At 66.1% G+C, this 15,724-nt stretch carries 14 protein-coding genes; 7 read left to right on the top strand and 7 right to left on the bottom strand.

Annotated elements, in window-relative coordinates:
• Window positions 1-1,052: 1,052 nt before the first annotated feature.
• On the bottom strand, window positions 1,053-1,250 hold the full coding sequence (locus ACQR1Y_RS27950) for a hypothetical protein (RefSeq protein ID WP_434878823.1): 198 nt from the start codon (window positions 1,248-1,250) through the stop codon (window positions 1,053-1,055).
• Between the two features lie 205 nt (window positions 1,251-1,455).
• Between ACQR1Y_RS27950 and ACQR1Y_RS27945 the strand changes: the two genes are divergently transcribed.
• Both ACQR1Y_RS27945 and ACQR1Y_RS27940 read left to right on the top strand, forming a co-directional pair.
• Window positions 1,456-1,671: a DUF7336 domain-containing protein gene (locus tag ACQR1Y_RS27945; protein WP_434878824.1), complete on the top strand. Its 216-nt coding sequence runs from the start codon at window positions 1,456-1,458 to the stop codon at window positions 1,669-1,671.
• Window positions 1,672-1,802: 131 nt separating this feature from the next.
• The gene (locus ACQR1Y_RS27940; RefSeq protein WP_434878825.1) at window positions 1,803-2,726 is read left to right on the top strand and encodes an alpha/beta fold hydrolase; all 924 of its coding nucleotides are present in this window, start codon (window positions 1,803-1,805) and stop codon (window positions 2,724-2,726) included.
• Between the two features lie 207 nt (window positions 2,727-2,933).
• On the opposite strand, the gene ACQR1Y_RS27935 is transcribed toward ACQR1Y_RS27940, so the two are convergent.
• Complete coding sequence (locus tag ACQR1Y_RS27935; protein ID WP_434878826.1) at window positions 2,934-3,944, bottom strand: zinc-dependent alcohol dehydrogenase family protein; 1,011 nt, start codon at window positions 3,942-3,944, stop codon at window positions 2,934-2,936.
• Between the two features lie 86 nt (window positions 3,945-4,030).
• On the opposite strand from ACQR1Y_RS27935, the gene ACQR1Y_RS27930 reads away from it, so the two are divergent.
• From ACQR1Y_RS27930 to maiA, 4 genes are all read left to right on the top strand, one after another.
• On the top strand, window positions 4,031-4,378 hold the full coding sequence (locus ACQR1Y_RS27930) for a MerR family transcriptional regulator (RefSeq protein ID WP_434878827.1): 348 nt from the start codon (window positions 4,031-4,033) through the stop codon (window positions 4,376-4,378).
• A gap of 377 nt (window positions 4,379-4,755) precedes the next feature.
• The gene (locus ACQR1Y_RS27925; RefSeq protein WP_434878828.1) at window positions 4,756-5,034 is read left to right on the top strand and encodes a hypothetical protein; all 279 of its coding nucleotides are present in this window, start codon (window positions 4,756-4,758) and stop codon (window positions 5,032-5,034) included.
• Between the two features lie 221 nt (window positions 5,035-5,255).
• A complete protein-coding gene (locus ACQR1Y_RS27920; protein WP_434878829.1) occupies window positions 5,256-5,762 on the top strand; it encodes a cytochrome family protein in 507 nt (168 codons plus the stop codon).
• A 109-nt stretch (window positions 5,763-5,871) separates the two neighbouring features.
• On the top strand, window positions 5,872-6,543 hold the full coding sequence (gene maiA, locus ACQR1Y_RS27915; RefSeq protein ID WP_434878830.1) for a maleylacetoacetate isomerase: 672 nt from the start codon (window positions 5,872-5,874) through the stop codon (window positions 6,541-6,543).
• Between the two features lie 9 nt (window positions 6,544-6,552).
• Here maiA and ACQR1Y_RS27910 read toward each other — a convergent pair whose 3' ends face one another.
• Both ACQR1Y_RS27910 and ACQR1Y_RS27905 read right to left on the bottom strand, forming a co-directional pair.
• A complete protein-coding gene (locus tag ACQR1Y_RS27910) occupies window positions 6,553-7,725 on the bottom strand; it encodes a TAXI family TRAP transporter solute-binding subunit (RefSeq protein ID WP_434878831.1) in 1,173 nt (390 codons plus the stop codon).
• A gap of 460 nt (window positions 7,726-8,185) precedes the next feature.
• Complete coding sequence (locus ACQR1Y_RS27905; RefSeq protein ID WP_434878832.1) at window positions 8,186-10,420, bottom strand: tetratricopeptide repeat protein; 2,235 nt, start codon at window positions 10,418-10,420, stop codon at window positions 8,186-8,188.
• A gap of 449 nt (window positions 10,421-10,869) precedes the next feature.
• On the opposite strand from ACQR1Y_RS27905, the gene ACQR1Y_RS27900 reads away from it, so the two are divergent.
• A complete protein-coding gene (locus tag ACQR1Y_RS27900) occupies window positions 10,870-12,945 on the top strand; it encodes a methyl-accepting chemotaxis protein (protein WP_434878833.1) in 2,076 nt (691 codons plus the stop codon).
• A gap of 478 nt (window positions 12,946-13,423) precedes the next feature.
• On the opposite strand, the gene ACQR1Y_RS27895 is transcribed toward ACQR1Y_RS27900, so the two are convergent.
• From ACQR1Y_RS27895 to ACQR1Y_RS27885, 3 genes are all read right to left on the bottom strand, one after another.
• The gene (locus tag ACQR1Y_RS27895; RefSeq protein WP_434860549.1) at window positions 13,424-13,717 is read right to left on the bottom strand and encodes a copper-binding protein; all 294 of its coding nucleotides are present in this window, start codon (window positions 13,715-13,717) and stop codon (window positions 13,424-13,426) included.
• A gap of 161 nt (window positions 13,718-13,878) precedes the next feature.
• Complete coding sequence (locus tag ACQR1Y_RS27890; RefSeq protein ID WP_434860548.1) at window positions 13,879-14,334, bottom strand: cupredoxin domain-containing protein; 456 nt, start codon at window positions 14,332-14,334, stop codon at window positions 13,879-13,881.
• A 45-nt stretch (window positions 14,335-14,379) separates the two neighbouring features.
• A complete protein-coding gene (locus ACQR1Y_RS27885) occupies window positions 14,380-15,714 on the bottom strand; it encodes a multicopper oxidase family protein (RefSeq protein WP_434860547.1) in 1,335 nt (444 codons plus the stop codon).
• Window positions 15,715-15,724: the final 10 nt, after the last annotated feature.

Raw genomic sequence — 15,724 nt, 5'->3', positions numbered from 1 at the left:
AATCACGACACGCATCGTCCCACCCGGCAATTTTTGCCCGGTGTATGGTTAGCGTTCGGTTAACGGCGGTTAACGAAAGGTTGCGGAGAGGCGGGATGTGCGCTCCTGCCGCAGCTCGGAGACGCCGCCACACCCGGGCCTCGCCCTTCGAGACGCCCCGCTTCGGCGGTCTTCTCAGGGTGAGGGGAGATGCCGGGTCGCAGCGATTGAAAACCGTCAGCCGGCCCTTGGTCCTTCCGGCGAGCTCGCTGCGCATCATCAATGGGCAGCTTCGGCTTCGGACCTGTCTCCTCATGGTGAGGAGCGTCGCCCTTGCGACGCGTCTCGAACCACGAGGCCCCTGGCGCCGCAACCTGCCGGCCAACGCAAACGCCTTTCTCGCAGACATGCGCCATCATCTCCCGCGGCGCATCGCGCCCGAGTCGTGCATCAGGTCCGCCCTCGAACAAAGGAGGGCGCAGGGAAGGCCGGGCGCTGGCCGCGCCCGTGGCCCGCCTGCAGCAAAAAAGGCAGGCGGCAGTCACCACAGGTCTGGCCGAAACACCCGGCCTTCCCTGCGCGACGGTTGGAACGGCTTATACGTGGTCTCCCTGGTGCGCCGGGCTTGTTGGCCACCATCACTGGCGTGATGCGCGAGCACCGCCACCTGCTTGATACCAGCATCGGGGTATCAGGACCGCACGACTTCGCCGTGCGCAACGAACCGTTCGTCCGCGCAGCTCGAGGCCACGCCGCGATTCGCTGCGCCCATCGCATCCCACCTCCCACGTCTCGTGACGGTCGCGACACGCCCCTCCGGCGGAAGCAGGACGGGAAAAGATATACATGGTTTCGGAAAAAATGAAAGAAGAAAATTCGGCAAAACAAAAAATGCTTGATGCGCGCTGCGGCACGCCTTGACGTCAGCCGGCCTGTGGTCGACGAGCCCCATCCGAGCGCGACGAAGTCCGGCGTTCGCCAGGCGCGCGTCGAGAGATGATTGGCCGAGCCAATGGGAGGAGAGTTTTCGCTACAGTCCGCAGACGTTAGACGGGGCTATGGATGTCTGCGTGTCAGTGTGTCCGGCGCTGCTTCAGGACGAAGGCATCATCGATGTAGTGCAGTTCTTGTCCATCGAACAGCCGCTCATCGTCCCGTGTGACGGCAAGCACGAACGCGAAGCCATCCTCCACGGTGATGTCGTCGATGATGTCGGCCCGACTGTCATAGAAGCCAATGACGACCCGGGATGTCGCGATATCCGGGTTCAAGTCGCGTCGAGCCACATCACGGCCGGGATTACCTCGGGAAGTCCGTTCTGTCTCTTGAGCGCGTCGACCAGGGCCTCGATTCGACGTCTTGCGCTGACTGCGATCGAGAATGCAATCTTCATGGTCGAAGCTTAGCCGTCGCTCAGGGCTGGGACAACCAACCTGACTCGTTCGCTGTGACGTATCGAAATCGAGGAATACACGAATGCGTACGGTTTTTCTACTTTGGCACGCCCGCCCGCTCGATAATGACGAGACGGAAGACAAGCTCGTCGGCGTCTACAGCAGCGCCGCGGAAGCCATTGCCGGCAAGATGCGCAAGCTTCAGTTGCCAGGCTTTCGCGATTATCCTGATGGCTTCTTCGTCAGCGAATACGAAGTTGACAGGGATGCCTGGAGCGAAGGATTCACTGTACGGTAGGCTGGGATTATGCGCGCAAGACCGCCCGTAATTTCGCGGGCGTCACCGTTCGTGACATTTTGTAACAACACCGCGTGCGGCCTTCTTTAAGCAACGCGTGCTGCTATCGTCTGACGACGATGGAGCTCTCGATGTTGCGTTCGACTTTTGCGGTTTTGTTAGCTGCCGGCCTGTGGCTGCTGCAGCCCTTCCTCCTTTCACCTGCACTCGCGGGTCCCTTTCTGGAGCGGCTGCAGGCACGCATGGCGGCGCGCGAGGCCGAGCGCCAAGGCGCACCGGCGGCCGAATATGCTTACGGCGCTGATCCGCTGCAGAAGCTCGACTTCTGGCAGGCGCGGGGAGGCGCGCCCGCGCCGCTGGTCGTGTTCGTGCATGGCGGCGGATGGAAGCGGGGCGACAAGCGCAACGCGACGGGGGCGGCGAAGGTCGAGCACATGCTTGCGCAGGGCTACGCGTTTGCCTCGATCGACTATCGGCTGGTGCCGGCGGCGACGGTCGAGCAGCAGGCGGCGGACGTCGCCGCGGCCGTCGCGTGGCTGCGCAACAATGCCGGGCGGCTTCGGATCGATCCGTCGCGCATCGTGCTGATGGGGCACAGCGCCGGTGCACATCTCGTCGCGCTGGTCGGGACCGATCCGCGCTACTTCACCGCAGCCGGGGTGTCGCTGCGCGACGTCAGCGGCATCATCGCGCTGGATGGCGCCTGCTACGACGTGGCGCGCCAGCTCACCGACAGCGGCCGCTTCATGCTCGACACCTATATCCAGGCGTTCGGCACCGACCCGGCGCGTCAGCGCGCGCTGTCGCCGACGCTCCAGGCCGCCAAGCCGAATGCGCCCGCGTTCCTGATCCTCCACGTCGACCGCGCCGACGGCAAGGTGCAGTCCGAGGCGCTCGGCGCGGCCCTGACGCAGGCGGGGACCCCAGCCGAAGTTGCGGGCGTCGGCGGCACCGGCCTGCGCGGCCACATGGAGATCAACCGCGAACTCGGCGATCCCAGCCATCCCGCGACCGCGATCGTCGACACCTGGCTGCGCAGGACGATCGGCAAATGACGATCAGCGACCCGCCGTCGTCCGCACGGCAAGACTGCGCACCCGATGGGCCCAGAATCGTTGCGGCGTGCCGCTCTTGCTGTGGTGGCCCTGACAGGCGGATGAAGCTGGCACCGAAGCGCTCTGCCAACGGCAAGAGCGCTTCGTCACCGCGAGGAGAAGGACACCTGTTCTCGCCATGATGATCCAGGCGATCCGCCCACGTGCCTACAGCCTCAGAACGATCTTGCCGACATGCGATCCGGACCGGAGATGGACATACGCCTCGGGAGCGTCGTCGAAGTCGTAGACGCGATCGACGATCGGATGGATCGCGTGTTCGCTCAGGAAGCGATTCATCGCCGTGAAATGTTCGACCGAGCCCACGGTGACGCCGATGATGTCGGCATTCTCCCATTGCAGGCGGGCGAGGTCGGGCTTCGGGCCGAACCCCGTCAAGACGCCGATCTGAACGATCTTGCCGCTGGATGCGACCGAGCGCAGAGATCGGTCGTAGGTGCCGGGTCCGCCGAGTTCGAGGACATGACTGGCGCCTTCGCCGTCCGTCGCTTTCATCACGGCGGCATCCCAATCGGACGTGTCGCGGTAGTTGATCAGGATCGAGGCGCCGAGCGCCCGGGCGCGGGCGAGCTTCTCGTCCGACGACGAGATCACGATGGCGCGGGCGCCGAGTGCGATCGCGAACTGCAGGCCGAACAAAGCGACGCCGCCGGTTCCCTGGACCAGCAGTGTGGCCGCTTTGCCCATTCCGCCGCGCGCGATCAGGCCGTGCCAGGCCGTCACGCCGGCACAGGGCAGGGTCGCGGCTTCGATCGACGTGAGATGCGCCGGCACGGCGACCAGCGCCGTCTCCGGCAGCACCACGTACTCTGCCAGCATGCCATCCGTCGTGCTGCCGCCGAGGGATGACGGAACGTAGCTCGCCTTGAACGGTCCGGAGATCCAATCGCGAAAGAACGATGCGGCGACACGGTCACCTCCGCGCCATCGAACGACGTCGGGGCCGACGGCATCGACGACTCCTGCGCCGTCGGACAGCGGAACGCGGCCGTCGAACCCGCCTTGGCCCGCTCGGTCGAGGATCAGCAGGTCGCGGTAGTTGAGGCTTGCCGCCTCGACCCGCATGCGAACCTCGCCGCCGGCAGGTTCGGGTTTGTCGAGGTCGGTGCGCACCAGGCGCCCTGCACCTGCGTGGCCATTCAAATGATAGGCTTTCATCGTTGCTCCCAGCACAAGGGGGACTCCACTTGGGCGAGCACGATCTGTAAGGTCTGACAGCACTGTCAGGGTCAAGAGGTTTTCAGATGAAGATCGGTGAACTGTCCCGACGGACGGGGGTGAGCATTCGGATGCTGCGCTACTATGAGGGCGAGGGCTTGCTTGCGCCGCAACGAATGTCGTCCGGTTATCGCGACTACGGTCCGGAGGATGAGGAAGCCGTGCGCCGGATCAAGCTGCTTGGCTCCGCCGGGATGACGCTGGAGACGATCAAGCAGTTGCTTCCGTGCGTGCGCAACACCCGTCCGGACTTCAGACCTTGCGACAATTTGCGAAGGATACTGGCGCAGCAGGTCGGCCTTCTCGATCAACGCATCGAGGCACTGAGCCAGAGCCGGACGATTCTCGCGGGCTTCATCTCGCGCGTGACCTGATCGCCGGAGACGGCGTCGCCCCTTTCCTGCTATCTTGTCGCGGACGGACGGAGCAGTGGAGGGACGGTCATGGCAGTCAACATGGCACAAAAGCGGGCCAAGAAGGCGCAGCGGCGCAAGCAGTTGGCAACCCTGGCGAAACGCGAGGACGCGATTCAGAACAGCTTGCCCGGCCGCGTGGCAAAGGCGGCGCAGGCGCCGATCCAGCATTGTTGCGTCAACGAAGGCCTTTTCGATGTCGGCATGGGGACGCTGCTCCTGGCGCGCGGCCACACCTCCCCCTACACGATGGCCGTGTTTCTGCTCGACAGCTTCGCGCTGGGCGTCAAGGACGTGATGTTCAGGACCATGGAGCGCGAGTATATCAATATATGGGGATGGCGGATGCGGGCGGGACGATGGTCCCGATCGCTCCGAGCGAGGCGCGCAAGTTGCTGCGCGATCTTTCCGCATTGTCAAAGGCCCATGGCTTCGCCCCGCACCGGGATTTCGCCACGGTGGAAAAGATCTTCGGCGACATCAATGCCGATGATAGCGACAGCGTGTTTCAATTCGGCCGCGATGGAAAGCCGGTCTTGATCGGCGATCTTGATCGCGACGCGGAGCTGCTGTTGCCGGACGATGCGCCGGATGCGGAGCTCGAGGATCGCGATTGAACTGAACCGTTGAGCTCCGATGGCGTACCATCAGCCTGCGAGGGGAAGATCGTATCCTCCACTGTCACCGCAGCTGATCGGCCACCGTCACTGCGTTCGGGATACTGCGGGCTGGCGGCCTGCGCCATCAAGAATTTCTGATCGCTGCAATCAGGCAAACTGACTGGCAATGGGCAAGGCCATTCTTTAGAAGCGTTCTAAATTCATTCGGAGAACGCAAGATGCCCTTCTGGAAGGTTCGCCAAGGCGTGCGGCTCACAGCGACGGCCGCAGGCCTTGCCGGGCTTGCCTCGCTTGCAATGGCGCCGGGGCTCAGCGCAGAGGCGCCGCCGTCGCCAGCCTATGTGCCGACTGTCAGCGACCTGATGATCGCGACCATCCAGCCGCGCCACGTCCGGCTGTGGATCGCGGCGCACAGCGGCAACTGGGCGTTCAGCGCCTATGAGCTCGGTAATCTCAAGGGCGCGTTCAACCGCGTCAGTCGCGCGCAGCCGCTGGTCGACGGCAACTCGTTCGCCGACATGAACGCAGCGGTGACGCAGGAGCCGATCGAGGCGCTGGCGCAGGCGATCAAGCAGAAGGACATCGGTCGGTTCGAGCAGTCCTATGCGGCGCTAACCGAAGGCTGCAATTCCTGCCACCAGGCCCTCAACCGCGCGGTCGTCGCCATCAAGGTGCCGAACGGCGCCAGCGTTGCCGATCAGGAGTTTTCGCCGGGCACGGAGTGACCCGTAGGCTCGGCAGCGCCGCGCTTCGCACGATAAAGCGCCTGCGGCACGGCTCACCATGGAAATCGACCTGACCACCGCGATATGATCACGCCGGAGAGGGGGCGGCATGAAGTTTTATTCGTTCTGGCGGTCGCTTGCGAGTTTTCGTGTGCGCATCGCGCTCAACATCAAGGGCGTCGTCTACGAACAGATTGCTGTCGATATCGACCGCCGGGAACATCGCGAGGATGCCTACGCGGCGCTCAATCCGCAGATGGCGCTGCCGTCGCTGGTGCTCGACGACGGCACCGTGCTCACGCAATCGCTGGCGATCCTCGACTATCTCGACGAAGCCTGTCCCGGCCCGGCGCTGCTGCCTGGCGATGCCAAGGGACGCGCCCGCGTCCGCGCGCTGGCGGCGATGATCGCCTGCGATGCGCATCCGCTGACGACGCCGCGGGTGCAGCGCTATCTCACCGAGGTGCTGCACGTCGGCGATGCGGCCCGCGCGGCGTGGCTCAGGCACTGGGCGGCGGAGATGCTGGCGGCGTTCGAGGCCCAGCTCGCTGGACACGCCGCGACCGGCCGCTATTGCTATGGCGACGCGCCGACCGTGGCCGACATCTGCCTTGCCGGCCACGTCGTGTTCGCGCGCAACCAGGGGCTCGATTTCGCGTCGGCGCCGACGGTCCAGCGCGTGTTCGAGGCGGCGATGGCGATACCGGCCTTTGCGGCCGCGCATCCTCTGGCGCAGCCGGGTGCGCCGCAGGGGCCGCGCGTCAAGCCTGCGACGCCGTAACCCGCACCGTCACTGCCGCGTGGGCTGGGCGCCGTCGCGCTTCATCCAGTCGCGGAACTGCTCGAACAGCACCCTCGTCTCGTCCTCGCTCAACCGCTTGCCGCCGGTCGGCGCCCGCGTGCTCATCCACTCGTCGAACTGCTGCTTCACGGCGACGTTGCCGGCCTCCGGCGGACGCGTGCTGGCGAGCAGCTCCTCCGCGGCGCGGAAGCGGGTCCAGCCGGGCAGCGACGACGACAGGCTGATCTCGTTCCACTTGGGATGGAACGGCGGCTGCTTGAACTGGTCGAAGCGCTTGAACAGATAGTCGACGAAGCGCGCGACGCGGCGATAGCGCTCGGTCTCCGCCGGCCAGTTGTAGACCGCGAGCACCTGCGGCACGCCAATGGTCTCGACCGTCTCGCCGGGCTTGAGCAGATTGGGATAGTCCTGCGACGTCAGCTTGGTCGGCACGTAGTAGTCCTGCAGGCTGCGCGCGAACGGCACGGGGAGGAAATGGAAGCCCGGCTCGGGCTTGAACTTGGCGAACAGGTCGGTCGGCTTGCCGGTGACGTGGACGACGCCGGCCAGCTCGCCGTTGCGCATCTTCTCCATCGCCACCGAATTGTTGATGAACACCTTCTCGACATTGATCTTGAGCCGGTCGAACACGATGCCGCCGGTCAGGTTCGCCGCGCTGCCGACGGTGTTGAACGACACCTTCTTGCCGGCGAGATCCTCGAGCGATTTGATCTCGGGGCGGACGTAGACGTGCATCTCGTTGATGTAGAACGAGCAGATGTAGCGGATGCGGTTCTTGATGTTGGCGAGCGTGCCGTTGCGCACGAACTCGTCGAGCACGTCGGCCGAGGTGATGGTGACGTCGACGCCGCGCAGATACAGCAAATCCTCGATATTGCCGAGCGCGCCATAGGTCACCATCGGCAGCACGCGCAGGTTCGGCCGGTCGTCGAGCACCTTGGCCATCTCCGCGGCGAAGCGGATGTTGGTGCCTTCGAGCAGGCCGCCGGCGATGCCGACCGTCCACTCATTGGACTCCTGCAGCTTGCCGCCTTCGCCGACGGCGGTGGCCGTCGCCGCCGTAGGCTTGGCGGCTCGCGCCGTCTGCGCGGCAGCCGGCATAACCCCCGCGGCCAGACTCATTCCGGCCGCAACGACGCAACTCAACAACGCAACCCGCATACCTTGATGTCCCCCGCCTACGGCCGCTTGGTGACCCATCATTTGCGGCTCATTTGCTGCGCGATTATGCGCGCGCCTGTCGCTGGCCGTCTACTACTCTCCGGTTGGTTGACCCGGCGCCGCGAAGCGCGCGCCAATTCGCCACCAAAATGCCACATCCGTATTTTCGCCCTTGCTGCGGCGGAGTTGCGTCGAGGTCTTCGTGTGGATGAGCAGCGATGACGAGCCTGTCGGAGCTCGCTCGGCCAAAATGACCGCGTCCTAGGGTTGTGGTCGCGAGAGGCGCTGATAGTTCGACAGCGGCGCACGTCCGAGCGGACGGCGCGGCAGCGGCCTGAGATGAGAGCGCTGGGAACTTATGAGTTCCATCGATGGAACCCGGTGGTGCATGGGTATTTGCGTGCTGCGGCTGAACGGTTCGAGCTGACGCGCGACCCGCTGCTGCCGCAGGCCAACGCGCCTAGCTGCGCCGCGGAGCGGCGGCGCCGGCGCAGTAGTCGCGCCAGAACTGTCGGTAGCCGGCCTCGACGCAGCGCGAGTAGTGGGCGACGTCGCCGGCCGGCGAGCGCGCGACCATGCCGGGCAGTTCGGCGCGCAGCTTCGACAACAGCTCGGGCTGGGCGGCGAAGGTCTTGGCGATGCGGATGTAGCCGTCATCATCCTCGGCGACCCAGTCGGCCAGCCCGGCCGCGGTCAGGATGCCGCCGGCCGCGCGCGAGGCCGCTGCGGTGCCGAGCTTGGCAACGACCGGTACGCCCATGTAGAGAGACTCGAAGGTCGAGATGCCGCCGTTCTGCGGGAACGGATCGAGCGAGATGTCGATGTGCCCGTAGGATTTGAGATGCTCGACGCGCTCGCTGGCCCCGAGGCACAACAGGCGCGCGTCCGGCACGCCGTGGGCGACGAAGCGGGCGATGAGGCCGTCGCGCACCGCGGGATCGTTGAGCGCCAGATGCTTGATCACGAGTTTCGCGTCCGCGACCTCCGCCAGCAGCCGCGCCCAGAGCGCGATCGCCGCGTCAGAGATCTTGTCGATGCGATTGTAGACGCCGAAGGTGACATGGCCGTTCTGCAGCATCGGCAGCGGCGCGGGCGGCACGTCCAGCACCGGATCGATCGTGATGACCGACGGCAGATCGTAGACGCGCTCGGCGAACAGCGGCCGCACATTCGCAGGCACCGTGACCGGATCGGCAAAGAAGTAGTCCATCGTGGCAAGGCCGGTGCCGGTGCCGCTGCCCCATGCGGTGACCTGGATCGGCGCCGGCTTGCGCGCGAACACCGGCATGCGCATGCCCGTGGTGTAGCCGGAGAGATCGACCAGGATGTCGACGCCGTCGGCCTGGATGCGGTCGGCGAGCTCGTCGTCGGAGAGGGTCGCGGCGTCCACCCAGACGTCGGCGATCGACTGGAAGGTCGCGGTATAGGCATCGTGCTGCCGCGAGGTCGAGTAGCAGTTGACCTGGACCTGCGTCTTGTCGTGGCCGCGCAGCACGGGCAGGAAGGCGAACGCCGCCGAATGCGTGCGGAAGTCGGCCGAGACGTAGCCGACGATGATGCGCCGGTCGGGATCGAGCGCGCGCGGCGGAAGCGTGCGGCGCTTGAATTTCGAGCCGACCGCCATCCACCAATATTGCCGCGCCATCTGCTGGACCGCGAAATCGGCGCCGGGCAGGAAGTCGAGATAGAAGATCTTCTTGGTGATCGCCTCGTCGTAATCGGGCTGCACCGCGAGCGCCTGGTCGAATTGCGCGATCGCGCCTTCGACATCGCCGAGCCGGCCGCGGCAGGCGCCGAGCAGGGTCAGCGCGACCTGCGCCGTCGGGTTGGTGTCGAGCACGCGCTTGCAGGCGGCGATCGCCTGCGCGACGTTGCCCTTGAGCATGCAGATCTGCGCCTTGCCCTGCCAGCCGACCTGCAGCTGCGGATCGAGCGTGACGGCACGGTCGAAATCGGCTTCGGCTTCCGCGGTGCGGCCCGAGACCATGTAGAGCCGGCCGCGATGCGCGAGCAGCTCGGCATGCCGCGGCTGCGCTGCGAGCGCCGCATTGAACGCCGCCTCCGCCACCTCGTAATGGTGCAGCTCGAGATGGGCGAGGCCCTTGTTGACCGTCGCCTCGAAATGGTTCGGGTTGAGCGCCAGCGCGCGCTCGGCGCTGGCGGCGGACGCATCCCAGCGCCGCAGCATCAGCTCGGCGACGGCGCGGTTGCACCAGCAGTCGGCGTCGTTGGGATTGAGCTCGAGCGCGCGGGTCGCCGCCGCGATCGAGGCCTCGCCCCGCTTCAGCCGCAGCAGCGCGATGGCGTGGTTGCGCAAGGTGATCGGCGCGTTCGGCCGCAGCGCCAGCGATCGCTCGATCGGGGCGAGCGCCTCCTCGAAAAGCTGGCAATTGATCAGGGCCCAGCCGAGATTGGACTGCGCATCCGCCGAATTGGGCTCGAGCTTGACGGCTTCCTTCAGGAACACGGTCGCCTCGCCGAAGCGCGCGGCCGACACCAGCGAGATGCCCATCAGGTGCATGCCTTCGAAGCAGTCCGGCACCTCCTGCAGCAGCTTGGCGCACGCCGCCTGCGTGTCCGCATGGCGGCCGGCGCGATAGGCGGTGTAGGCGGCCGTCAGCTGCGTCTCGATGAGCTTCTTCTGCTTCTTTTCCTGCCGCGCCTTCTGGAAGGCGCGCGAACCGACGGTGCTCAAGGGCTCATTCTCCGGGCTGACAGTGACGGCTGGCTCCGGCGTGCCGCCGACGCACGAGCAAAGCACGCCGCGGCCGCCGGTCGAGCCCGTGGCCCCACGGACCAGGACGCCTCGGATCGGTTGTCCGACGACCGGCCACGCGCAGCGCGACGCGGCAAATCTTGCCGCGCGCATGGTTAGCAAATGGTTAATGGCGCGGCTGAGAGCCGCCAGAGTACGGAGGCCGTGGCGTGTCGATGCAAGGCCGGCGGGGATGTTCGCCGCGAGGTCGAGCGGCAGCCGAGCCACGATGGCGTCCACGGCGCAAGGCGTCGTTGCTGCGCGGCGATGACAGTTGGCAGCGCGCGCCATGATCCCCGTAAGACTACGGAGGCGGTTCCACTTAAGCAACGCTTAGGGTGCGTCGTGCACATTCACTCAAAATCAAAACATGGATGGACGCCTCTGCGATGAAGATCGGTCGATTGTTTGCGGTCTCGATGCTGTCGGTGACGGCCCTGGCGCTCGTGCCGGCCGCGCAGAACGTGTTCGGGCAATATCGGACCTATGTCGATCGCAACGAGGCGATCCGGTCGGTCGAGGCGTTCGGCGCCGTGCTGAGTTACGGCCAGCACGTGGTCGGGCACCGTGCGCCCTACATCACGCCGCTGTTCCAGGAAGCGCCCGCCACCGAGCCGCAGCTCGCCGCCATCGCGAAGATCAGGCAATTGGGGGATACGAGCTTCCAGAAGGCGAAGGCAGCGCTCGGCGAGCTCGCCGAGTCCAGATCCATCACCGACAGCTTCGCGCAGGCCGGATCCAAGCTCAACGACATCCGCGCCGCGACCGATCCGATTCTGACGCGCCAGCTGAGCGGTCGCGACCAGAACGCGGTGAAGGGATTCCTGCCGGGCGTCACCCAGGTGGCCGCGATGATCGATCCGATCCTGGACAGTCTCGCCGACCGCGTCGCCGCCAACGACGCCTCGTTGACACCCTTGTTGAGCGTTGCGCGGACGGCGCAGGATCTGCGCATCGCCGCGGGCGGCCGTGCGGCCGCGCTGTCGCCCGCGATCAGTGCGCGCCGGCAGGTCACGCTCCCTGAAAAGGCCACGATGGATCGCGGCCTCGGCCGCATCGAGAGCAATCGCGACCGCCTGCAATCCGGCGTCCAGCAGCTCGGCAATCCGCCGCGGCTCGCGACCGCGCTGAAGGAGGCCAACGACGCCTATTTCGGCCGAGCCAATCCGGTCGTCGACCGCGAGATCGCCACCGGCCTGGGCGATGCCAACTACACGATCAATGCCGACCAGCTCGCCGAGACGGTGGTGCCGGCGATCGAGAAGTTCTTCGTGCTGCGCGACGCGACCATTGCCGAGGCGCGCGATCGCGCCACCGCGGCGCGCGACAGCGCGCGGCTGATGCTGATCATCGGCTGCGTCGTGGTCGCCGTGCTGCTGGCGCTGCTGGTCGGCGTCACGCTGCTGCTGCGCCGCCGGGTCATCGCGCCGGTCATCGCGCTCACCGGGGTGATCGGCGAGATGGCGACAGGCCATGACGACATCGCCATTCCCACGAGCCGCCACGACGACGAGATCAGCGCGATGGCCGCCTCGCTGCAGACCTTCAAGGAGGCGCTGCTGGAGAAGAAGGCCGCCGAGCGCGCGGCCAATGCCGAAGCTCAGGCCAAGATCGAGCGCGGCCAGCGTGTCGAGACCTTCACCCGCGAGTTCGAGGCTGCGATCGGCGAGGTGATCGAGGTGGTCGCCTCGGCCACGACCGATCTCGAACATGCGGCCGACGCGCTGACCACGACCGCCGGACGCTCGCTGGAGCTTGCCACGGTGGTTGCCAGCGCCTCCGAGGAGGCCTCGACCAACGTGCATTCGGTGGCGGCGGCGACCGAGGAAATGACGACCTCGGTCGACGAGATCAGCCGCCAGGTCAAGATCTCGGCGCAGATCGCGAGCGACGCCATGGAGCAGGCGCGGCGGACCAACGACCGCGTCGGCGAACTCGCCAAGGCGGCGGCGCGAATCGGCGACGTCGTCGAGCTGATCAATGCGATCGCAGGCCAGACCAACCTGCTGGCGCTGAACGCCACGATCGAGGCGGCACGCGCCGGCGAGGCCGGCCGCGGCTTCGCCGTCGTGGCCTCCGAGGTCAAGGCGCTGGCGGAGCAGACGGCGAAGGCGACCGGCGAGATCGGCCAGCAGATCGGCAGCATCCAGGGCGCGACCCAGGAGTCGGTCGGCGCGATCAAGGACATCGGCGAGACCATCGCGCGGATGTCGGAGATCGCCGCCGCGATCGCCTCCGCGGTCGAGGAGCAGAGCTCGGCGACGCGGGAGATTTCCCGCAACGTGCAGCAGGCCGCGCACGGCACCGAGGAAGTCTCCGCCAACATCTCCAGCGTGCGCCAGGGCGCCAACGAGACCGGCTCGGCCTCCTCGAACGTGCTCGCCGCCGCCAAGTCGCTCGGCGGCCAAAGCAGCCGCCTCAAGCAGGAGGTCGCGCGCTTCCTGAACTCGGTGCGGGCGGCCTAGTCAGTTTCGCCGCCTCACCCAGCTGGTTGCGACCCTGCACCACCCATCCGCGCGTCATTCCGCTGGGCAATCGCGTGTGGAAATTCCAGGCTGTCGCGACGAACGATCCTGCAAGTTAGTTACTCCGTCATGCCCGGGCTTGTCCCGGGCATCCAAATCGTTCTCAGCATGCCGGCCGACGTGGATGGCCGGGACAAGCCCGGCCATGACGATGGAGAGAGACGAGCACAAAACGGCGATCGCCACATGCGATTGCCCTGCGTCATTCCGGGGCATTCGCGCGCGCATCAGCGCGCGTGAATGAGCCCGGAATCCATAGCCACAGGCCGGCGTGATCGTGGAGATCAGGCGTGGCCTGGATCTCGTGCCACGGCAGATGGTCGTGGGTATGGATTCCGGGCTCGCGCTCCCGCGCGCCCCGGAATGACGTGGAGAGAGTGTGCGGTCCCGCGGAGACCGCGAACGTAGCGGCGAGGTGCTACTTCCCCTTCTCGATCTTCGTCACCGTGTAGCCCGACGCGTCCTCCTGCGCTTCGAACTTCACCTTGTCGCCGGTCTTCAAGCCTTTCAGCATGGCGGCGTCCTTGACGCGGTAGACCATGGTCATGGCCTCGTCCATGCCGAGGCTCTTGGCCGGGCCGTGATGCAGCGTGATCTTGCTATTCGCCTCGTCGATCTTCTTGACGTCACCGCTGATCGCGTCGGCCGCAATGGCGGGAGTGATGAGAGCAACAAGCAGCGCAGCGGTCGTGAGGTGACGATAAGCTCTCATGATGTGGTTCCTTCTCGTTGGTTGAAACGGTGCGTAAAGCGGATGAGCGCAGCGTCATCCGCCATATCGCCAAGCGCGGGGGGCGGGGCGGATGACGCTCACGCTCATCCGCCCTACGGGCTCGTGGGCTTGGTTGAAGCGCTGCGCTCATCCGGGCTGCGTTACTTGACGGTGACATGGCCGGTCATGCCGAATTCGCGATGGTCGGGGATCAGGCAGGAGTATTCGAACGTGCCGCGTTTGCTGAAGCGCCACAGCAGTTCGGCGGCCTTGCCCGGGGCGAGACGCGCGCCGTTCGGCTCGTCGTGCTCCATGTGCGGATGCTTCTTCATGACGGCGGCATGCTTCAGGTTCTCGCGTCTCGTGGCGAGCAGGAATTCGTGATCCTCCTTGCCGGTGTTGCGCAGCACGAAGCGGATCTGCTCGCCGCGCTTGACCTCGATGCGCGCCGGCGTGAACTCCATCTCGCTGAGCAGCACCTCGATGGTGCGCGACGGCTGCTTGGGATCGCCGGGCTCGCCTGCGGAGTAGGCGGGCGTGCCGTGCTGCTCATGCCCATGCGCCGGTACGACGAGCAGCGCGGTGGCGGCCATGGCCAGTGAAATCGCAATCTTCATCCAGAGCTCCTGATTGTCGTCTGTGTGTCGCGGTTGATCGCAGCCTCAGCGCTGCGCGCGCGTCCGTGTTTTCGCACTGTCGCTCCGCCGCACGGCCTCCGGCGCGCTCGCGACTTCGTAGGCGACGGTGCCTTGCGGAAACTGATAAGGGCCGGGATCGCGATAGTCGTCGCGCGCCAGCCCCTCGCGCACCTTCACCGTGGTGAACATGCCGCCCATTTCGATCGGGCCGAACTGGCCGGTGCCGGTCATCATCGGCAGCGTGTTGTCCGGCGCCGGCATCTCCATGGTGCCCATCGCCATGCCGGTGTGGCCCATCACCATGCCCTCCGGTGCGAGCTTGCCGACGGCGGCGGCCAGCTCCTTGCGCGACACGCCGATCAGGTTGCGCATGTCGTGGCCCATCGCATTCATCGTGTGGTGCGACTTGTGGCAGTGGAACGCCCAGTCGCCGGGATTGTCGGCGACGAAGTCGAGCACGCGCACCGCGCCGACGGGTACGTCGGTGGTGGTCTCCGGAAATTGCGCCGCTTCCGGAAGCCAGCCGCCATCGGTGCCGGTCACCTTGAACTTGTGGCCGTGCAGATGGATCGGATGGTTGGTCATGGTGAGGTTGCCGATGCGGATGCGCACCTTGTCGCCGAGCCGCACCGGCAGCGGGTCGATGCCGGGAAACACCCGCGCGTTCCAGGTCCACATGTTGAAGTCGGTCATCTCGTTGACCTTCGGCATGTAGCTGCCGGGCTCGATGCGATAGGTCGACATCACGAACACGAAGTCCCGGTCGACGGGCGGCGGCTGGGCTCCGCGCGGATGCACGACGATCATGCCCATCATGCCCATCGCCATCTGCACCATCTCGTCGGCGTGCGGGTGATACATGAAGGTGCCGGCATGCTTCATCTCGAACTCGTAGACGAAGGTCTTGCCGGGCTTGATGTGCGGCTGGGTCAGGCCGCCGACGCCGTCCATGCCGCAGGGCAGGATCACGCCATGCCAATGCACGGTGGTGTATTCCGGCAGCTTGTTGGTGACGAAGATCCGGAGCTTGTCGCCCTCGACGGCCTCGATGGTGGGGCCTGGCGACTGGCCGTTATAGCCCCAGAGATGCGTCGTCATGCCCGGCGCGAACTCGCGCGTGACCGGTTCGGCAACGAGATGGAATTCCTTCCAATCGCCGTTCATGCGGAACGGCAGCGACCAGCCATTGAGCGTGACCACGGGCTGATAGTCCGGTCCCGCCGTGGGACGCAGCGGCGGCTGCATCACGGCCTTCTCCATGGTCGGCGCTTCGGGGATCGCGGCGGCCTGGACGCGGCCTGACACGGCGGAGGCGCCGGCCAGCGCCGCGGAGCCGAGCAGGGTTCGGCGTGACAACATGTGGGCTCTC

Origin of the sequence: Bradyrhizobium sp. HKCCYLRH3099 (genome assembly GCF_051167855.1) — a bacterium.
GTDB lineage: Bacteria > Pseudomonadota > Alphaproteobacteria > Rhizobiales > Xanthobacteraceae > Bradyrhizobium.
Note: the sequence above shows the minus strand (reverse complement) of the source record. Positions and strands in the feature narration are given on the sequence as shown.

Bases quoted from the DNA above. Each gene is read 5' to 3' on its own strand.
- ACQR1Y_RS27945 (WP_434878824.1), top strand. From the start codon at position 1,456: ATGCGTACGGTTTTTCTACTTTGGCACGCCCGCCCGCTCGATAATGAC.
- ACQR1Y_RS27940 (WP_434878825.1), top strand. From the start codon at position 1,803: ATGTTGCGTTCGACTTTTGCGGTTTTGTTAGCTGCCGGCCTGTGGCTG.
- ACQR1Y_RS27935 (WP_434878826.1), bottom strand. From the start codon at position 3,944: ATGAAAGCCTATCATTTGAATGGCCACGCAGGTGCAGGGCGCCTGGTG.
- ACQR1Y_RS27930 (WP_434878827.1), top strand. From the start codon at position 4,031: ATGAAGATCGGTGAACTGTCCCGACGGACGGGGGTGAGCATTCGGATG.
- ACQR1Y_RS27925 (WP_434878828.1), top strand. From the start codon at position 4,756: ATGGCGGATGCGGGCGGGACGATGGTCCCGATCGCTCCGAGCGAGGCG.
- ACQR1Y_RS27920 (WP_434878829.1), top strand. From the start codon at position 5,256: ATGCCCTTCTGGAAGGTTCGCCAAGGCGTGCGGCTCACAGCGACGGCC.
- maiA (WP_434878830.1), top strand. From the start codon at position 5,872: ATGAAGTTTTATTCGTTCTGGCGGTCGCTTGCGAGTTTTCGTGTGCGC.
- ACQR1Y_RS27910 (WP_434878831.1), bottom strand. From the start codon at position 7,725: ATGCGGGTTGCGTTGTTGAGTTGCGTCGTTGCGGCCGGAATGAGTCTG.
- ACQR1Y_RS27900 (WP_434878833.1), top strand. From the start codon at position 10,870: ATGAAGATCGGTCGATTGTTTGCGGTCTCGATGCTGTCGGTGACGGCC.
- ACQR1Y_RS27895 (WP_434860549.1), bottom strand. From the start codon at position 13,717: ATGAGAGCTTATCGTCACCTCACGACCGCTGCGCTGCTTGTTGCTCTC.
- ACQR1Y_RS27890 (WP_434860548.1), bottom strand. From the start codon at position 14,334: ATGAAGATTGCGATTTCACTGGCCATGGCCGCCACCGCGCTGCTCGTC.
- ACQR1Y_RS27885 (WP_434860547.1), bottom strand. From the start codon at position 15,714: ATGTTGTCACGCCGAACCCTGCTCGGCTCCGCGGCGCTGGCCGGCGCC.